This window comes from Halomonas sp. RT37 (assembly GCF_040070525.1).
Taxonomy (GTDB): domain Bacteria; phylum Pseudomonadota; class Gammaproteobacteria; order Pseudomonadales; family Halomonadaceae; genus Halomonas; species Halomonas litopenaei.
On record NZ_CP098827.1, the window covers coordinates 1,962,106 to 1,977,645 of the forward strand.

Consider the following 15,540-nt stretch of genomic DNA (forward strand, 5'->3'; position numbering starts at 1 on the left):
TCCTGATCGAGCGTTGAGGAATGGGCGGTCGATGAGTCATCGGTGTGCCACAGGGGCAACCTTCAAGGACGGAAAACCACGGGCTATCTGCTGGGCGAACAGCCTAGCGATGTGGACGCGGCGCGACGCTGCTGTAGATCAGGAAGGGGGAAAGTACAGGTCGCCACGCTGCGTCGTCCTGACGAAGATCAAGGACGACGCAGCCGTGGTCTGGGCTCTTGGGTGTCGTGCCGCTGACAGGGCGGAGCGAAGGGGAAGCGCGGCAGAACTCGTTGCTAGGCGCTGTCCGAAAAGTCGACGAGCGAAGGTTAGACAAGGCAAAAATCGGTGAGACAGCGCAGTTTACGGGGTGTAAATGAGCATTTTGACCGGGCTGGCGCACCAGCCGATTTTTAACGCCGTATTACCGAGCGCAGGCACTTTTCAGACAAGCCCTAGTGATGGGCGGCCTGTTTCCAGGCATCTAGTGTTTCGATATGAGCTGGATGGATGCCGCAGCATCCGCCGATCAGGCTTGCTCCCAGGGAGTGCCAGCGTTTGGCGTAGTCCAGGTAGCCTGCCGGGGTCAGCTCCCGGTCTGCCGTCAAGGTGGTGTTGGCCCGGTGGGCATCGCCGATCGGCGAGAAGCTGTTGGCGTAGGCGCCCAGCGGGCGCGATAGCTTGAGTCGTTGCATGGCGTCGCCGGCGTCGACCAGTGCCTGCGCCATGACCTCCGGAATCGAGCAGTTGAACAGGATGGCGTCGGCGCCGCCCTGACATAGCTGTTGGGTCGCCTCGGCAACGGACTCTCCGGAGCGCAGGCGTGCGATGTCGGACACCTCGTCCTGAAGGGTGAGGGCGTACCAGCGAGGCTTCTCGGAAGCCGCCAGAACCTCCTGCATGACCGAGATCTCGGCAAGACTCGACAGCGTCTCGGCGAGCCACAGATCCACGTGTGGGTCCTGCGCATGATACAGGGCGGTAGTGATCTCCCTGGCGCGGCAGGGGTCGAACAGATCGGGACGATAGCTGCCCAGGGCGGGAGGCAGGCAGCCGGCTACGCTAAGCGAGACTTCTGGGGCATTGGCTTGCGATGGTGGCTGGACGGATTCTTCCTGCCAGCGGCTTGCCGCTTGCGCTGCCAATCGTGCCGCTAGAGAAGCGAGTGCCGGCCCCTCTTCCCGATAGCGCCGCTCGCCAAGATGGAACGGCACGCAGGCGTAGCTGTTGGCAGTAATCACTCGGGCGCCGGCCCGAATAAAGTTGAGGTGGGCCTCGATGACCCGGTCGGGAGCTTCGATCAGCGCCTGGGCGCTCCACAAGGGTTGTGAGAAGGGGGCGCCGATACGCTTGAGCTCGCGCCCCATGCCGCCGTCCAGTAGCGTCAAATCCATGATGTTGCCTGCAAGTTGATCCAGCCGATAGTGAATCATGTCCCGGGGGCGGGAATAAATTGAAAAGTCCTCAACCTCTGGATGAGGCGGCTCGATGAATGGTGGAACACAAAAAAGCCCTGCCATCAGGCAGGGCTTTGTGCGCTTGGGGGTGCGCGGGTCGGGCAGCCGGAGCTGCCCGGGGCAGGCGTGTCGGGTAGCAGCAGGGCATTTCTGCCCCGCCGCCCCCTAAGAACCGTACGTGCGAGTTTCCCCGCATACGGCTCAAGCCTCTGTAAGCCCACATAAGTTGTGGACCGGCGATGGTATGATGAATCTCAAAGTTCACTTAACCCTTGACAGCTTGGGCTTTCGTTCTTCTCTGAGATGCTCTTCCATCGTATGCTCGACCACCTTCTGGGCGAAGTTAGCCATGTAGGCATCGTATCCACCATCGCGGCTTGTTGCGTGGAGGATCGCTGCCGTTCCATGGAGAACACGCCCGTCCTTGACCACTTTCAGACTACATTTGTTTTGACTCATTCAGGTGTCCCTCTTTTTGTTTAGGGCGATTCCTAAGATTGTGTCAAAACAGATGGATTGCAACCCACCATGCGGGCCTGAGAGTGTAATTGCCGATGGCAGTTGGGATGCAGCAGTACCAAGTTCTCCAGCTCGTCGCCGCCACCCTTGTGCCTCTCCACCACGTGGTGGATGTTCCACCCGGTTTCCCAGGTGATGAACTGTTGGCACATCGGGCAGCGCTTGCCTTGCCGGGACCAGAGCGTCTGCAGCTTCTTCCTTCCCTTTGTCGATTCCTTCCAGGAACGTTCCAGCCGTTCCTCGAAATAGGTCTCGAACGCCGGGTCGTAAGGGTTCGCTTCCGCCTTGATCTTGGTATGCCGCTTGATCGGCACATCGCTGGCATAGAGCAGATACACTCGCTTGCCGCCGGGATACTCACCCTGGAAGACCCACTGACGCTTGCCTGCTGGAGGGAAGTACTTCCCCTTGATCCAGCGCTTGCGCCGGCTCAGGTGCCGTCTCTTGCACCATTGCCATAGCATCTTCCAGATGCGGTAGTCCACGTAGTTGAACGTCTCTTTGGCCGCGACTCCCCGATGGTAGTTGGTCCAGCCCCGAATCATCGGGTTGAGCTGATCCACGATCCACCAGGCAGGCATGGTCTTGTTGGCGTTCAACAGCTTCCTTACGTTGGCCAAGAAAGTCTTCACGTTCTTGTGACTCGGCTTGATGAGGCACTTGTCACTGTACTTGCGAATATTCTGGCCCAGGAAGTCGAATCCCTCCGCTATGTGCGTGACGACGGACTTCTCCACCGAGAGCGTGAGCCCACGCTCGGCCATGAAGGCCTCGACGATGGGTTTCACGTCCTCCTCCAGCAGCTCCTTGGAGATGCCGGTGATGATGAAGTCGTCCGCGTACCGCACATAATTGACCTTGGTCTTGTAGCTGGCCTTGGTGTTCTTCTTCCCGAATTGGGATTCGAGCACCGCTTCCAAACCGTCAAGCGCCATATTGGCCAATACCGGCGAGATGATGCCACCTTGCGGTGTTCCCGCCGTCGTCGGAAGGAGCCGTGAGGACTCCATGTATCCCGCTTTAAGCCACTTGCGGAGGACCGTCCTATCCATGGGGATATTCCGGACCAGCCACTCGTGGTCGATGTTGTCGAAGCACCCCTTGATGTCGCCTTCGAGTACCCACTGAGCCGAGTGCTTGCGGCTGAGATTGACGAAGCACTGCTCAATCGCATCCGCGGTGGCTCGCATGGGCCGAAAGCCGTAGGAGTTCCGATCCGCCGTCGTTTCTGCTACCGGTTCGAGCCCAAGCATGTACATTGCCTGCATGGCGCGATCCAGCATCGTCGGGATTCCCAGCGGCCGACGTTGACCGTTGGCCTTTGGGATATAGACCCGACGAAGCGGTCTGGGCTTGTAGCCCTTCCGCTGCAAACGGAAGATCGCTTCCCACTTGTCATCCGGAGTGTCCCAGCATGCCCCATCAACACCAGGCGTTTTCTTGCCCTGGTTCTCGGTGACGCGTTTCACAGCCAGTGCCCTGGCTGAGAACGAGCGGACCAGCATGCGTTGCAGGGATTTGACCCTGCGCCACTTCTGGTCATGGGCAGCCTTCGCGATCCGTACCTGTAGCCTCCTCACGCGGCGATGGCAGACCTTCCAATCGATGGTGTGCCAGCTTGATGCCGAGTGGGAGAATGCAGGTACGCTTTCAAGAGTACTCATCTTGCTATCCTCCTCTGAGCATTGACGAAAAATGCCCCGAGGGGTGAAGACGGCACTAACCCCTTGCGGGGAAGGTGAGCCTCACCCCGCAAGGGCATTCGTACTGTCCATCCAGACCACGGATGGTGCTTTCAGGCGGCTTTACGCGCCTTCACGCGATCAGAGACCAGACAGAAGTCGGCACGCTTTCGCGTCGGGGCAAAGTTCGAACCCCTATCCCGTCCATTACAGACAGGCATTCGCTTTTTCTGTCCTCCTCTACCCGCACCTCCAACAGCTTGCCTTGCGGCTCGCCTGCCCGAGGGCAGAGATACGGGCTTACCGAGTTCCTTTCCTTCTACAAGAGTGGGTTAGACCCTGCCTATCCACCGGTAGCCGTGCGTCAGCGTATGCCCAGATGTAAGGGGCATAACCGGCTACACACCTTTTGGTTGAAGCCTGTCAGCAACTTTGGCTTCTTGCGGTTGACGGTGTTTATCAGCAGTTCACTTGCGTTGGTCGTACCACCCAGCCTAGCGTCTCATCCGCCTGTTGCTGGCAGAGTCACTGGCGTGCCTCGCGGCACGGACAGTCCACCGAGGTGGGACTACATTGTCAGGGAGCTTCGCACACCACCGTTGCCAGTAATGCACTACCCCTAGGCTACTGTTGGCTGAACAACAGGTCTCGTTACCCCGAAATACCCCAAGGTGAGACAATAGCAGAAAAGGCTTGCGCCACTAGGTGCCAGCAAGCTTTGTAGACACGGCAATCTCTGCTACGTCGTCCGGCCATTTGGCCGAACTTCAGCATTGATAGATCCGTCGCCGTGAGGCGAGGACTCGGGGTTTCCCCCAGACACCGAGAACGGTACACCCTAGTTACAGGTGACCGGTATCCGGGTCTTGAGAAAGCCCCGGATACCGGGTTTAGCAAATTGCTTTTTCTGCGGGTGTGTGGCCACCGACTCCAGGGTCGGTGGCCACAATGATGTAGCCCGCTAGGCTAGCTACCTAAGCGACTCTCGTCGCACTACATCATGCCGCCCATGCCGCCCATTCCACCCATGCCGCCCATGTCCGGAGCAGCGTCCTTCTCGTCCGGATCGTCGGCGATCATGGCTTCGGTGGTGATCAGCAGGCCAGCAACGGAGCCAGCGGACTGCAGCGCGCTGCGAGTCACCTTGGCCGGGTCCAGCACACCCATCTCGAACAGGTCGCCGTACTCGCCGGTCTGGGCGTTGTAGCCGAAGTTGCCTTCACCGTCCTTGATGCGGTTGACGATGACGGAGGCTTCCTGGCCGGCGTTGGTGACGATCTGACGCAGCGGTGCTTCCATGGCGCGCAGGGCGATGGCGATACCGTGGGTCTGGTCTTCGTTGTCACCCTTGAGACCAGCGATCTTGGTCAGGATGCGGATCAGGGCAGTACCACCGCCAGGCACGACACCTTCCTCGACCGCGGCGCGGGTAGAGTGCAGGGCGTCCTCGACGCGGGCCTTCTTCTCCTTCATCTCGACTTCGGTAGCGGCACCGACGCGGATGACGGCAACACCGCCGGCCAGCTTGGCGACACGTTCCTGGAGCTTCTCGCGATCGTAGTCGGAGGAAGTCTCTTCGATCTGGGCGCGGATCTGGTTGACGCGTGCTTCGATGTCACCATCGTTGCCGGCACCATCGATGATGGTGGTGTTTTCCTTGGACATGGTCACGCGCTTGGCGGTACCGAGGTGGTCCAGGGTGGCCTGCTCGAGGTTCAGACCCACTTCCTCGGAGATCACGGTGCCGTTGGTCAGGATCGCGATGTCCTGCAGCATGGCCTTGCGACGATCACCGAAGCCAGGCGCCTTGGCGGCGGCGACCTTGACGATGCCACGCATGGTGTTGACCACCAGGGTAGCCAGCGCTTCGCCTTCGATGTCTTCGGCGATGATCACCAGCGGCTTGCCGGCCTTGGCGACGGCTTCCAGGGTCGGCAGCAGTTCGCGGATGTTGGAGATCTTCTTGTCCACCAGCAGGATGAACGGATCTTCCAGTTCCACCGCCATGGTGTCCTGGTTGGTGACGAAGTACGGGCTCAGGTAGCCGCGGTCGAACTGCATGCCCTCGACCACGTCCAGCTCGTCTTCGAAGCCACGGCCTTCATCGACAGTGATGACGCCTTCCTTGCCGACCTTCTCCATCGCTTCGGCGATGATCTCGCCGATGCGCGAGTCGCCGTTGGCAGAGATGGTGCCGACCTGGGCGATGGCCTTGGAGTCGGTGCAGGGCACGGACAGGGCCTGGATTTCCTTGACCGCAGCGATGACGGCCTGGTCGATGCCGCGCTTGAGGTCCATCGGGTTCATGCCGGCGGTCACGCCCTTCAGGCCTTCGGCGACGATGGCCTGGGCCAGCACGGTAGCGGTGGTGGTACCGTCACCGGCGACGTCGGAGGTCTTGGAAGCCACTTCCTTGACCATCTGTGCGCCCATGTTTTCGAACCGGTCCTTCAGTTCGATTTCCTTGGCGACGCTGACGCCGTCCTTGGTCACGGTCGGCGCGCCGAAGGACTTCTCCAGCACCACGTTGCGACCTTTCGGGCCCAGGGTAGCCTTGACGGCGTTGGCCAGGACATCGACGCCACGCGCCATGCGCTTGCGGGCATCATCAGAGAACTTGACTTGTTTCGCTGCCATTTTCTGTACTTCCTTAAAATCTAAGCGTCAAAAGTGAACGTTGAAACGAGTGAGTCTGCGGGGCAGGGCTTAGCCCTCGACGACCGCCAGGATGTCGGACTCGCTCATGATCAGGACTTCCTCGCCGTCGATCTTCTGCTTTTCGACGCCGAAGCCATCCTTGAAGATCACGGTGTCGCCGACCTTGACGTCCAGAGGACGCACGTCGCCGCTCTCGAGAATCCGGCCGTTACCGACGGCGAGAACTTCGCCACGAGTCGGTTTTTCCTGGGCGTTGCCCGGAAGCACGATGCCGCCTGCGGTCTTCTGCTCTTCCTCAACGCGACGGATGACGACGCGATCGTGCAAGGGACGGATGTTCATTGCTCACGTTCTCCTGATGGTTTTGCAAGGCCGGGGCATCCACCCCGGCGGTTCATTGTTCACTCTCGTCGTGACGCCCTGCGACTCGGCGAGAGCTGGAGGTCATTGCCGGGCTGCCGATGAAGTGGCAGGCCCTTGTCGGCCCTCCTGTCAATGGCGGGGGAGCGTGCTCCCTCACCGAAGCTTGGTGCTGCTCTGGTAAGTGGGGCTGGAGTGGGGGCTTTCAAGGGCTTGGATGAAAATTTTTTTGTCTTCTTGCATCCAAGGCAGACGGGGCCCATGAAACGGCATCGGCACCCCGAAGGGTGCCGATGCGTGGGACAAGACGATGATGCGGCAAGGGTGGGTCCGCCGCGCAAGCCTCAGGCTCAGTCCGAAAAGTCGACGAGCGAAGGTTAGACAAGGCAAAAATCGGTGAGAAAGCGCAGTTTACGTGGTGTAAATGAGCATTTTGATCCGATTTTTAACGCCGTATTACCGAGCGCAGACACTTTTCAGACAAGCCCTAGCGGCGTCGCTCATCCTTGCTGATAAATTCGCCCTCCAGCGGTTCTTCATCGCCGGCCGAACTTTCGCGCCAGCTGGTGTCATCCCGGCGGCGGCCGGAAGCCTCGTCCCATCCATCGGCATTGGCCTTCGGGCCCGCAAAGCCCCCTTCCTCGGTACCGCCGAAATGGGTGCCGCCCATCTGGAAGCCCTTCATGCGCACCCCGACCTTGGCCAGCGCCTTGCCCAGCAGGCGGCGAGCGTTGGGAATCAGGCACATGAAGCCGAGTGCGTCAGACAGAAAACCCGGCGCCATCAGCAGGGCGCCACCGAAGATCAGCGCGGCACCGGTCATCAGCTCCGAGGAGGGGATCTCGCCGCGCGACATACGCTCCTGAGCGCGTGCGAAGGTGGCCACGCCTTCGCGACGGATCAGGTGCAGACCGATAAAACCGGTAGCCAGCACCAGCGCCAGGGTGGACAGCAGACCGATTTCGCTACCCACCGAAAAGAGTACAGCGAAGTCGAGCAGGGCGAAGATGGTGAAGATAAGAAGAAAGGGCATGTCAGCTCCGCGTTGTGATCTCCGTTCAAGATGGGGGTGGCCACCTCGGAGTTCAAGCGTTGCTGTGGCTTTTGCTGGCAGTGGCTTTGTTTTGCTGGTGGCGCCTTCCTTTTGCTGCTGGCGGCGGCTTTCATTTGCTGGCAGCGCCTTGCCGACTCTGGCGCGGCCACTCGCGCAGTCGTGCTTACGGTTTCAGCCGCTCGGCGTGGCAAAGATCTTCTTTTTTTGCCCGATTCGGTCGCAGGGGGTTGCGCAGGCTTGCGCTAGACCAAGGAAGAGTGGCGGGGGTTTTGAAAGGTTGTCATGATGCGGTGCACCAATGGTTAGTGGGCTCATGTGTGGTGCTTGGATGTATCGCGCGGCCGTTTCGCCTGGCGGCAGGTGCGGCCTGTCACGCCTTGGCGCCTTACCAAAAAACCATCTGAATACGCGCGTGTATGACGCGTCTTGCAAGGGGAAACCGCATGCAACTCAACGATGCCCTGATCGCCATCACCGGCGGAGCCCGTGGACTCGGCCTGGCCATGGCGCACCATCTGGGACGCCGTGGAGCGCGGGTCGCGCTCATCGATACCGACAACGACCAGCTGGACCAGGCCGTCAATGGTCTGTTCGATGCCGGCATCACCGCCAGAGCCTTCGTGGCTAACGTGGCAGACGAGGCCTCTGTCACTGAAGCCTTTGCGGACATTCGCGAGCACATGGGGCCGCTCGACGGTCTGGTCAACAACGCCGGTATCCTGCGTGACGGCCTGCTGGTCAAGGCGCGCGACGGCAAGGTCGAAAAGACGCTGGGACTGGACGAGTGGCAGGCGGTCATCGATGTCAATCTGACCGGTGTATTCCTGTGCGGGCGTGCCGCCGCCACGGCCATGATCGAGGATGATCGTCGGGGTGTCATCGTCAATATCTCGAGCATCTCGCGCGCTGGCAACATGGGCCAGAGCAACTATGCCGCGGCCAAGGCCGGCGTTGCCGCTCTGACCGTCACCTGGGGCAAGGAGCTGGCCCGTCATGGTATTCGCGTGGGCGCGGTGGCACCTGGCTTCATCGAGACCGAGATGACCGCCTCCATGCGTGACGACATGCTCGAAAAACTGACCGCAGGCGTGCCCCTGCGCCGCCTTGGCGCCCCTGCCGACATCGCCGAGAGCGTTGCCTTCATCTTTGACAATGACTACTTCACCGCCCGTGTCATGGAGGTGGACGGGGGGCTGCGGCTCTAGGTCTAGCCAAGGGAAGAGGCCGGCCGCCTGGCCGGGCACGCCATGAAAAACCAGCATGATCAAAGCTACAAGTTGCTATTCAGCGAGCCGAGGGTGATCCGAGACCTGCTGACCGGCTTTATCGGTGAAGACTGGATCGAGAAGCTGGACCTCGACTCGCTGGAGCGGGTCAGTGGCAGCTTCGTCACTGATGACCTGCGTGATCGCGAAAACGATGTCATCTGGCGCGCGCGCTTCGGTGATGAGTGGTGCTACGTGTACCTGTTGCTGGAATTTCAGAGCACGGTGGATCGTTTCATGGCGCTTCGCACCATGACGTACGTCGGGTTGCTCTACCAGGATCTGGTCAAGCAGAAACAGCTGACTCGGTCGGGCAAGCTACCGCCGGTGTTGCCTATCGTGCTCTATAATGGAGAGCGTCGCTGGAGCGCGCCTGTCAACGTTCGGGATCTCATTCAGGCAGGGCCTGGAAGCCTGGCGCAATACCGACCGGATCTGTCCTTTCTGCTATTGGATGAAGGTGCCCTCGTTGCCGACCAGCAGTTCTCCAGCGAAGCGCGTAATGTGGTGTCGGCCATCTTCCAGCTGGAGCATCACCGGAGTCCCGCAGATGCGGTTGAGCTGATCGGGTTGCTGGTGAAATGGTTGCAGACACCAGAGCAGGCAGATTTGCGTCGACACTTCGTCATCTGGATCAAGCGAGTACTATTGCCAAACTGGGTGTCAAATGAGGAACAGGGCGGATGGCAGGCCCTGAATGAATTGAGCGAGGTGCACAATATGCTGGCAGAAAGAGCCAAGCGGTGGCCTGAGCAGTGGAAGCAGCAGGGGCTGGCGGAGGGCCGTCGGGAAGGTCGTCGGGAAGGCCGTCGGGAAGGTCGCGAGGAAGGTCGCGAGGAAGGTCGTCAGGAAGGGCGTCAGGAAGGGCGTCAGGAAGGGCGTCAGGAAGGGCGTCAGGAAGGGCGTCAGGAAGGGCGTCAGGAAGGGCGCGAAGAAGGCAAGCTAGAGGTAGCCCGCAATATGATTCAGCAGACTTCGCTGGATGATCAGACGATCGCGCAAGTGGCCGAGATTTCGATAGAACTGGTCAGCGAACTGCGAGAGCAAATCGAGCGCTCCAGCTGATGGTCTATCATGGCCTGTTGGTTGCTAACAGAAATCCCGTTGCCTGAAGTGTTGATTATTCCTCACCCCCACAAGCCCTCCGCAGCACTGCGCGGCGGAGGGCTTGGTTGCAGCCGGTGTCTAGCGCAGGCTGATTTCATCCTTGAGCCGAGCGACGGTGGCGTCACCGATGCCCTTTACTCGAGTCAGGTCCTCGATGGTGGTGAAGGGGCCATTGGCCTGGCGGTCTTCGACGATGGCCTGAGCCTTGCCTGGGCCGATGCCGGGGAGTTCCGCCAGCAACTCGACGCTGGCCTCGTTGATGTTGATCGGCTCGATACTCAGCTGCTCTTCGGCCATGACTGGCTGTGCCAGCAACATCCAGGTCAGTGCCAGTAGTGCGATAGTCCATAACCTGGACCGCTTGCTTGCGGAAAGGGTGCTCGAGTTGTCGTTCATCGATGGATGGCGAACAGCCTGTTGTGCGTTGTGGGTCTGCATCGGACATCTCCTTGGTGTTGAAAGTCGTCTTCATGACGTAGGGGGCTTGCCCCTTCGAGTCCGTTCGACGTGATGCCGTTGGGTCTCGACTTTCACCTTAGGCGCCGAGCGACGAATCCAGTTATAAGAAATTACTTATAAAAATATCAGTGGAATTAGATATTCAGATGAAGCCATAGGGCCGCGCGGAAGTCGCTTGGGCTGATATACTGCGGCGTTTTGGCGCTCCGGGTCCTGTGTCTCGCGACCGGGCCGGCTTGGCTCACGTCATGCAGGCCGCAGGTGCGCCCTTCGATTCCACTGTGCCGGAGGCCTCCGTGACTACCTCATCGCCCTTGATCATCGCACTCGATTATCCCTCCATGGACGCCGCGCTGTGCATGGCGGACCGACTGGACCCCGAGCGCTGTCGTCTCAAGGTTGGCAAGGAGCTGTTCACCCGCAGCGGCCCCAATGTGCTCGAAGCGCTGCATGGCCGGGGTTTCGAGGTCTTTCTCGACCTCAAGTTTCACGATATTCCCAATACCGTGGCGGCTGCCGTTCAGGCGGCGGCAGAGCAAGGCGTGTGGATGGTCAATGTTCATGCCAGCGGCGGCGCCCGCATGATGGAAGCGGCGCGCGAACGGCTCGATAGAGAGGGCCTTGCGACCCGCCTGATCGCGGTGACAGTGCTGACCAGCATGACCGCCGAGGAACTTGCAGCTACTAATGTTTCGGTAGCCCTGGACGAGCAGGTGGAGCACCTGGCGCGACTGGCCAAGGCCAGCGGGATGGATGGTGTGGTGTGCTCGGCGCAGGAGTCGGCGCGTCTCAAGGCAGCCTGTGGCGAAGACTTCCTCAAGGTCACCCCGGGTATTCGCCCGAGCTTTGCCCAGGCCGGCGATCAGCGCCGAATCATGACCCCGCGCGAGGCCATGGACGCCGGTAGCACGCACCTGGTGGTGGGAAGACCTGTCACTCAGGCAGAAGACCCGATGACGGCGTTAGAGGCAATCGAGAAGGAGTTGAGGGAGAGCTGACCGCTACTCTCCCTCTATACCGGTGATGGGTTTGGTGGTGCCCCAATTCCTGCATCTGGGGCACTGCCAGTGCAGGTGTTCACCTGAGAAGCCGCAGCGCCGGCAGCGGTGGCGGGGGAGCGCCTTGATAAGCGGCTGGGTGTGCTGGCGCAGCAGGTCGAAACGGGGATCGCCTTCGCTTGCCTCGCTACGCTGGTACAGCCCCATCAGGTAGTCCACCCCACCAAGGCTCGGCTCCTTCCTGAGCTGTTCGGTGATCAGCGCTATCGCCTCCTCATCACTCCCTCGCACCTGGCGCAGCGTCTGCGCCAACAGCAGCATTACGCTGGTGCAGGGATTCAGCTCCAGCAGCCGGTGCAGGTGCGCGATCAGTCCCTCTGCGTCGTCAAGAAGCTGATAGGTGCGTTCCAGCGGCTCAAGCAGCGTCGGGATAAAGTCGGCGTCCTGCTGGGGAATGCGATCCAGATGCTTGAGCGCCTGCCGGTACTGGCCGGTGTCGTGGCACAACTCGGCCTGGATCATGTTGGCGCGGATGCAGCGTTCGTCGATGGAAAGCGCCTGCTTCAGGTGCTTTCTGGCGATGCCGTGGCTATTGGATGCTCGCGCCTCTGCGGCCAGTTCGCAGTGCCAGTGGGCAGCGGCCCGACGCAGGTCATCATGGCGTCGGGTCAACTGGGGAACGGCCTCGTCGATCGCCTGCTGCCATTCACCCTCGCGCTCGAACAGGTCCACCAGCAGCCGCTTGGCATGGTGGCGTACTTCGGCGTGGGTTTCTTCCTTGACCAGCCCCTTCAGCAGCCGTTCGGCGCGATCGTGCAGACCCAGTTGCAGAAAGTCCCGGGACAGCTCGAGCTGCACCCAGGCTCCCTGGTGGCCGTCCAGGAAAGGACGTGCGAGCAGGTTCTGGTGAATCTTGACGGCGCGGTCGGCCTCACCGCGAGAGCGAAACAGGTTGCCCAGGGTGACGTGGGTTTCGATGGTATCGCTGTTGACCTCCAACGCAGAGATGAAGGTCTCGATGGCCCGATCCTGCTGATCGTTGAGCAGGTAGTTCAGGCCGACAAAGTAGTCGCGGTGCAGGCTTGGGGCGGGGCGTTCTTGCTGTCGACTCTCCCGCCGGCCGAGCGCCCAGCCAATGGCGAGGGCGACGACCAGCAGGCCCAGCAGCAGAAGATCGGGCATTCAGGGAAGTTCCTTCATCTCCTGCACGCGAAGACGATCGAGTTCCTTGCGCTGCTGCTGGTTGTGGCGTTGGGCGCGAGTCAGCAGGGCGCGCAGCCGAATGTAGACGCCGCTCATCGCCAGCATGCCAAGCAGCACACCGACAGCGAGGGAGGCCAGCAGCCACACCGACAGGGAGGCCTCGGGCAATTCGAACCAGATGAGGTTCAGCGGCAGGGCCTGTTGGTTGTTGGTCGCAAACAGGATACCGATGACCAGTACCGCCAGCAGAATGATGGCCATGATCAGGCCTTTTAGCCAACGCATGTGTGACTTCCCATAGTGAGACAAAGAGAACGGAGAGAGCGGTTGTCAGCGAACTCAGTAGCCCAGCGCACGGCTGGCGTCGACTTGTTCGCGCAACTCCTTTCCGGGCTTGAAGTGTGGCACGAACTTGCCTTCCAGCTCCACCGCTTCACCTGTCTTGGGGTTGCGGCCGACCCGGGGCTCCCGATAGTGCAGAGAGAAACTGCCAAAACCCCGTATCTCGACCCGCCCACCATCGGCGAGGGTATCGGTGATGTCGTCCAGAATGAGGCGCACCGCGGCCTCGACGTCCTTGATCGACAGCTCCGGCTGCCGCATGGAGATCTGCTCTATCAGTTCGGACTTTGTCATCGGTTGTCTCCGTGAGTCCCACCTGGGTGTTGAGCGCTGGCCAAGCCAGTGGCGAAGGCCGTATCCGTCACAGCCTCTTGTTTTTAGATAGCATACTTTTCAAGTCTCGAGAAAACAACGCACTACATTCGTGGCAATGATCTTGCGCCGGGTCACCTTCGGGATACGCCGGCGGCTGCCTGGCGGATCGTGCTGCGGTATACTGAGGCCACACATTCCATCCCTGACGAGGTTCCCCTTGGATCAACCGTCTTCCGTGGCCTCCCGCCTCGAGGCCGAGCGCAAGCGCCTGCACTGGCACTCCCGCCGTGGCATGTGGGAGCTGGACCTCTTGCTGCTGCCGTTTCTCGAGCATTGCTACGATGAACTCGACGAGGCCGATCAGGCCGCCTATCGCCAGCTGATCACCGAAGAGGACCAGGACCTGTTCATGTGGTTGATGCGTCGCGAGTGGCCGGAAGAGCCCAGCCGTCGCCGTATCGTGCAGATGATCGTGGACTATGCCGAGACCAGCGGTCACGGTCACAATCGGGGCCTCTGAGCAGCAGCATCTCTTCCAGGGGGCGCTGGTGGCGACCATCGCGCTGGTCGTCGCCGGCGCCACTCCCTCGCCGGTAGGAGCTGTGCTCACCGCAGCTCTCTGCAGCAGACTGATTCACGCCCACCGCCATCCGCTTCAGGGTCAGCTAAGGTGCCTGGTCGAGAGTGAGCCAGCAGTGGCATCTGGGGTAACGCTGGTCGCCGTGGATGGCGAGCAGGCCGAAGAGGTGGGCCTTTCCGTATGGCAGCGTCGGCAGCGACGCCTTCTGCGCGCCCTGAGTCAGGCGCTTATGCGCTGGTGGGGCAAGCCCAGGGCCCCGGTGCCTGGGCGTTGGCAGTGGTGTCCGTTGGCGTCATCTGCGGACAAATCCGTGAGGCTTTATTCGGATGACGCTGACTGGCGCGAGATCGAGCTGACCTGCGAAAGCGTCGGCGCCAGGCTGATCTCCCTGCGTTGGCAGGGGCACACCCACTGGCTGTGGCCCGATTCGATGACACCCGAAGAGCACCGTGTGCTGAGACGTTACCTGCTTGGCATGCCTGTGGCGTTGGGTTCTCAGACGTCAAAACGGTAATGACAGCTGTTGCCTGGCTTCCTGTGGCACCAGGCGCACGCCGACGCCGAGCAGGCGCACCGGGCGGTGGGCGCGTTGCCAGGCCTGGTCGAGCAGTTGGCGGTAGCTGGCGAGATCCGGCTCCAGGCCCTTCGACTCCAGGGTGGTGGTGGTGAAGTCGTCAAAGCGCACCTTGACGAACACGCCGGCCAGGGGCGGGCGACCATTGCGGTCGATGCGCGCCTTCAACTTCTCGCAGAGGGTGACCAGCGCCTGCTGGGCCGCGGCCAGATCCGGCAGGTCCCGTCCGTAGGTGCTTTCGACGCTGATCGACTTGCGTTCGCGCTCCACCTTGACCGGGCGCTCGTCGATGCCGCGGGCGAGTTCATAGAGGCGTCGCCCGAATTTGCCGAACTCGTCCAGCAGCTTGTCGATGGGCTGTGCGCGCAGCTCCTCGCAGGTGGTGATGCCCAGTGCGTCCAGGCGGGCGCCGGTGGCGGGCCCCACGCCGTGAAGCTTGCGCACCGGCAGGGCCAGCACGAAGCTTTCTACCTGGTCGGGTGGTATCACCGTCAGCCCATCCGGCTTGTCCCAGTCGCTGGCGATCTTGGCCAGGAACTTGGACGGTGCCGCCCCCACCGACACCGTGATGCCGGTGCGCGCCAGACACTCCTCCTTCAGCCAGCGGGCCATCCAGGTGGCGCTGCCCTTGAACCCCTCGACATCGCTGACGTCCAGATAGGCCTCGTCCAGCGACAGCGGTTCGACCAGTGGCGTCAGCTCATGGAAGATCGCCTGAATTTGCCTCGACACCTCGCGATACTTGTCGAAGTCCGGCGGAACCAGCGTCAGTTCCGGACACAGGCGCAGCGCGCGGGCGGTCGGCATCGCCGAATGGATGCCGAACTTGCGCGCCGGATAGTTGCAGGTGGTGATGACGCCGCGGCCCTCGCGCGCGCCGCCCACCGCCAGCGGAATGTCCCGCAGGGCGGGATTGTCGCGCATCTCGACCGCGGCGTAGAAGCAGTCGCAGTCGGCATGCAGAATTTTGCGTACGGTTGCGGGCATG

Annotated in this window: 16 protein-coding genes; 5 read left to right on the forward strand and 11 right to left on the reverse strand. The window is 61.2% G+C overall.

Annotated features, from left to right (window positions below):
* Positions 1–434 precede the first annotated feature (434 nt).
* From NFG58_RS08490 to NFG58_RS08515, 6 genes are all read right to left on the reverse strand, one after another.
* Positions 435–1,373: a homocysteine S-methyltransferase family protein gene (locus tag NFG58_RS08490; protein ID WP_348827956.1), complete on the reverse strand. Its 939-nt coding sequence runs from the start codon at positions 1,371–1,373 to the stop codon at positions 435–437.
* A gap of 324 nt (positions 1,374–1,697) precedes the next feature.
* Complete coding sequence (locus NFG58_RS08495; RefSeq protein WP_348827957.1) at positions 1,698–1,895, reverse strand: hypothetical protein; 198 nt, start codon at positions 1,893–1,895, stop codon at positions 1,698–1,700.
* Between the two features lie 32 nt (positions 1,896–1,927).
* Positions 1,928–3,619: a group II intron reverse transcriptase/maturase gene (gene ltrA, locus NFG58_RS08500; protein ID WP_348827958.1), complete on the reverse strand. Its 1,692-nt coding sequence runs from the start codon at positions 3,617–3,619 to the stop codon at positions 1,928–1,930.
* A gap of 1,011 nt (positions 3,620–4,630) precedes the next feature.
* On the reverse strand, positions 4,631–6,274 hold the full coding sequence (gene groL, locus NFG58_RS08505) for a chaperonin GroEL (protein ID WP_045994578.1): 1,644 nt from the start codon (positions 6,272–6,274) through the stop codon (positions 4,631–4,633).
* Between the two features lie 69 nt (positions 6,275–6,343).
* Positions 6,344–6,637 (reverse strand): co-chaperone GroES, encoded by a 294-nt coding sequence (locus NFG58_RS08510; RefSeq protein WP_045994577.1) that lies wholly within the window; start codon positions 6,635–6,637, stop codon positions 6,344–6,346.
* Between the two features lie 505 nt (positions 6,638–7,142).
* Complete coding sequence (locus NFG58_RS08515) at positions 7,143–7,688, reverse strand: FxsA family protein (protein WP_108132773.1); 546 nt, start codon at positions 7,686–7,688, stop codon at positions 7,143–7,145.
* A 464-nt stretch (positions 7,689–8,152) separates the two neighbouring features.
* On the opposite strand from NFG58_RS08515, the gene NFG58_RS08520 reads away from it, so the two are divergent.
* Together NFG58_RS08520 and NFG58_RS08525 are read left to right on the forward strand one after the other, a co-directional pair.
* Positions 8,153–8,914, forward strand: a complete 762-nt coding sequence (locus NFG58_RS08520; protein ID WP_045994575.1) for an SDR family NAD(P)-dependent oxidoreductase — start codon at positions 8,153–8,155, stop codon at positions 8,912–8,914.
* A gap of 42 nt (positions 8,915–8,956) precedes the next feature.
* The gene (locus NFG58_RS08525) at positions 8,957–10,039 is read left to right on the forward strand and encodes an Rpn family recombination-promoting nuclease/putative transposase (RefSeq protein ID WP_348827959.1); all 1,083 of its coding nucleotides are present in this window, start codon (positions 8,957–8,959) and stop codon (positions 10,037–10,039) included.
* Between the two features lie 120 nt (positions 10,040–10,159).
* Here the strand turns inward: NFG58_RS08525 and NFG58_RS08530 are convergent, their stop codons facing one another.
* The gene (locus NFG58_RS08530; RefSeq protein ID WP_308812428.1) at positions 10,160–10,519 is read right to left on the reverse strand and encodes a ComEA family DNA-binding protein; all 360 of its coding nucleotides are present in this window, start codon (positions 10,517–10,519) and stop codon (positions 10,160–10,162) included.
* Positions 10,520–10,836: 317 nt separating this feature from the next.
* Between NFG58_RS08530 and pyrF the strand changes: the two genes are divergently transcribed.
* Positions 10,837–11,538 (forward strand): orotidine-5'-phosphate decarboxylase, encoded by a 702-nt coding sequence (gene pyrF / locus NFG58_RS08535; protein WP_348827961.1) that lies wholly within the window; start codon positions 10,837–10,839, stop codon positions 11,536–11,538.
* Positions 11,539–11,541: 3 nt separating this feature from the next.
* On the opposite strand, the gene lapB is transcribed toward pyrF, so the two are convergent.
* From lapB to NFG58_RS08550, 3 genes are read right to left on the reverse strand one after another with little or no spacing between them, the layout of a single operon-like run.
* Positions 11,542–12,720: a lipopolysaccharide assembly protein LapB gene (lapB, locus tag NFG58_RS08540; RefSeq protein ID WP_348827962.1), complete on the reverse strand. Its 1,179-nt coding sequence runs from the start codon at positions 12,718–12,720 to the stop codon at positions 11,542–11,544.
* Entirely contained in the window at positions 12,721–13,026 is a 306-nt protein-coding gene (locus tag NFG58_RS08545) for a LapA family protein (RefSeq protein ID WP_045994572.1), read from the reverse strand.
* A 54-nt stretch (positions 13,027–13,080) separates the two neighbouring features.
* Complete coding sequence (locus tag NFG58_RS08550) at positions 13,081–13,377, reverse strand: integration host factor subunit beta (RefSeq protein WP_045994571.1); 297 nt, start codon at positions 13,375–13,377, stop codon at positions 13,081–13,083.
* Positions 13,378–13,615: 238 nt separating this feature from the next.
* On the opposite strand from NFG58_RS08550, the gene NFG58_RS08555 reads away from it, so the two are divergent.
* Positions 13,616–13,918, forward strand: a complete 303-nt coding sequence (locus NFG58_RS08555; protein ID WP_045994570.1) for a succinate dehydrogenase assembly factor 2 — start codon at positions 13,616–13,618, stop codon at positions 13,916–13,918.
* Positions 13,919–13,946: 28 nt separating this feature from the next.
* Positions 13,947–14,492, forward strand: coding sequence for a hypothetical protein (locus NFG58_RS08560; RefSeq protein WP_348827964.1), 546 nt, complete (start codon positions 13,947–13,949; stop codon positions 14,490–14,492).
* Here NFG58_RS08560 and dinB read toward each other — a convergent pair.
* Positions 14,481–15,539, reverse strand: a complete 1,059-nt coding sequence (gene dinB, locus NFG58_RS08565) for a DNA polymerase IV (protein WP_348827965.1) — start codon at positions 15,537–15,539, stop codon at positions 14,481–14,483. The genes NFG58_RS08560 and dinB overlap by 12 nt on opposite strands.
* Position 15,540: the final 1 nt, after the last annotated feature.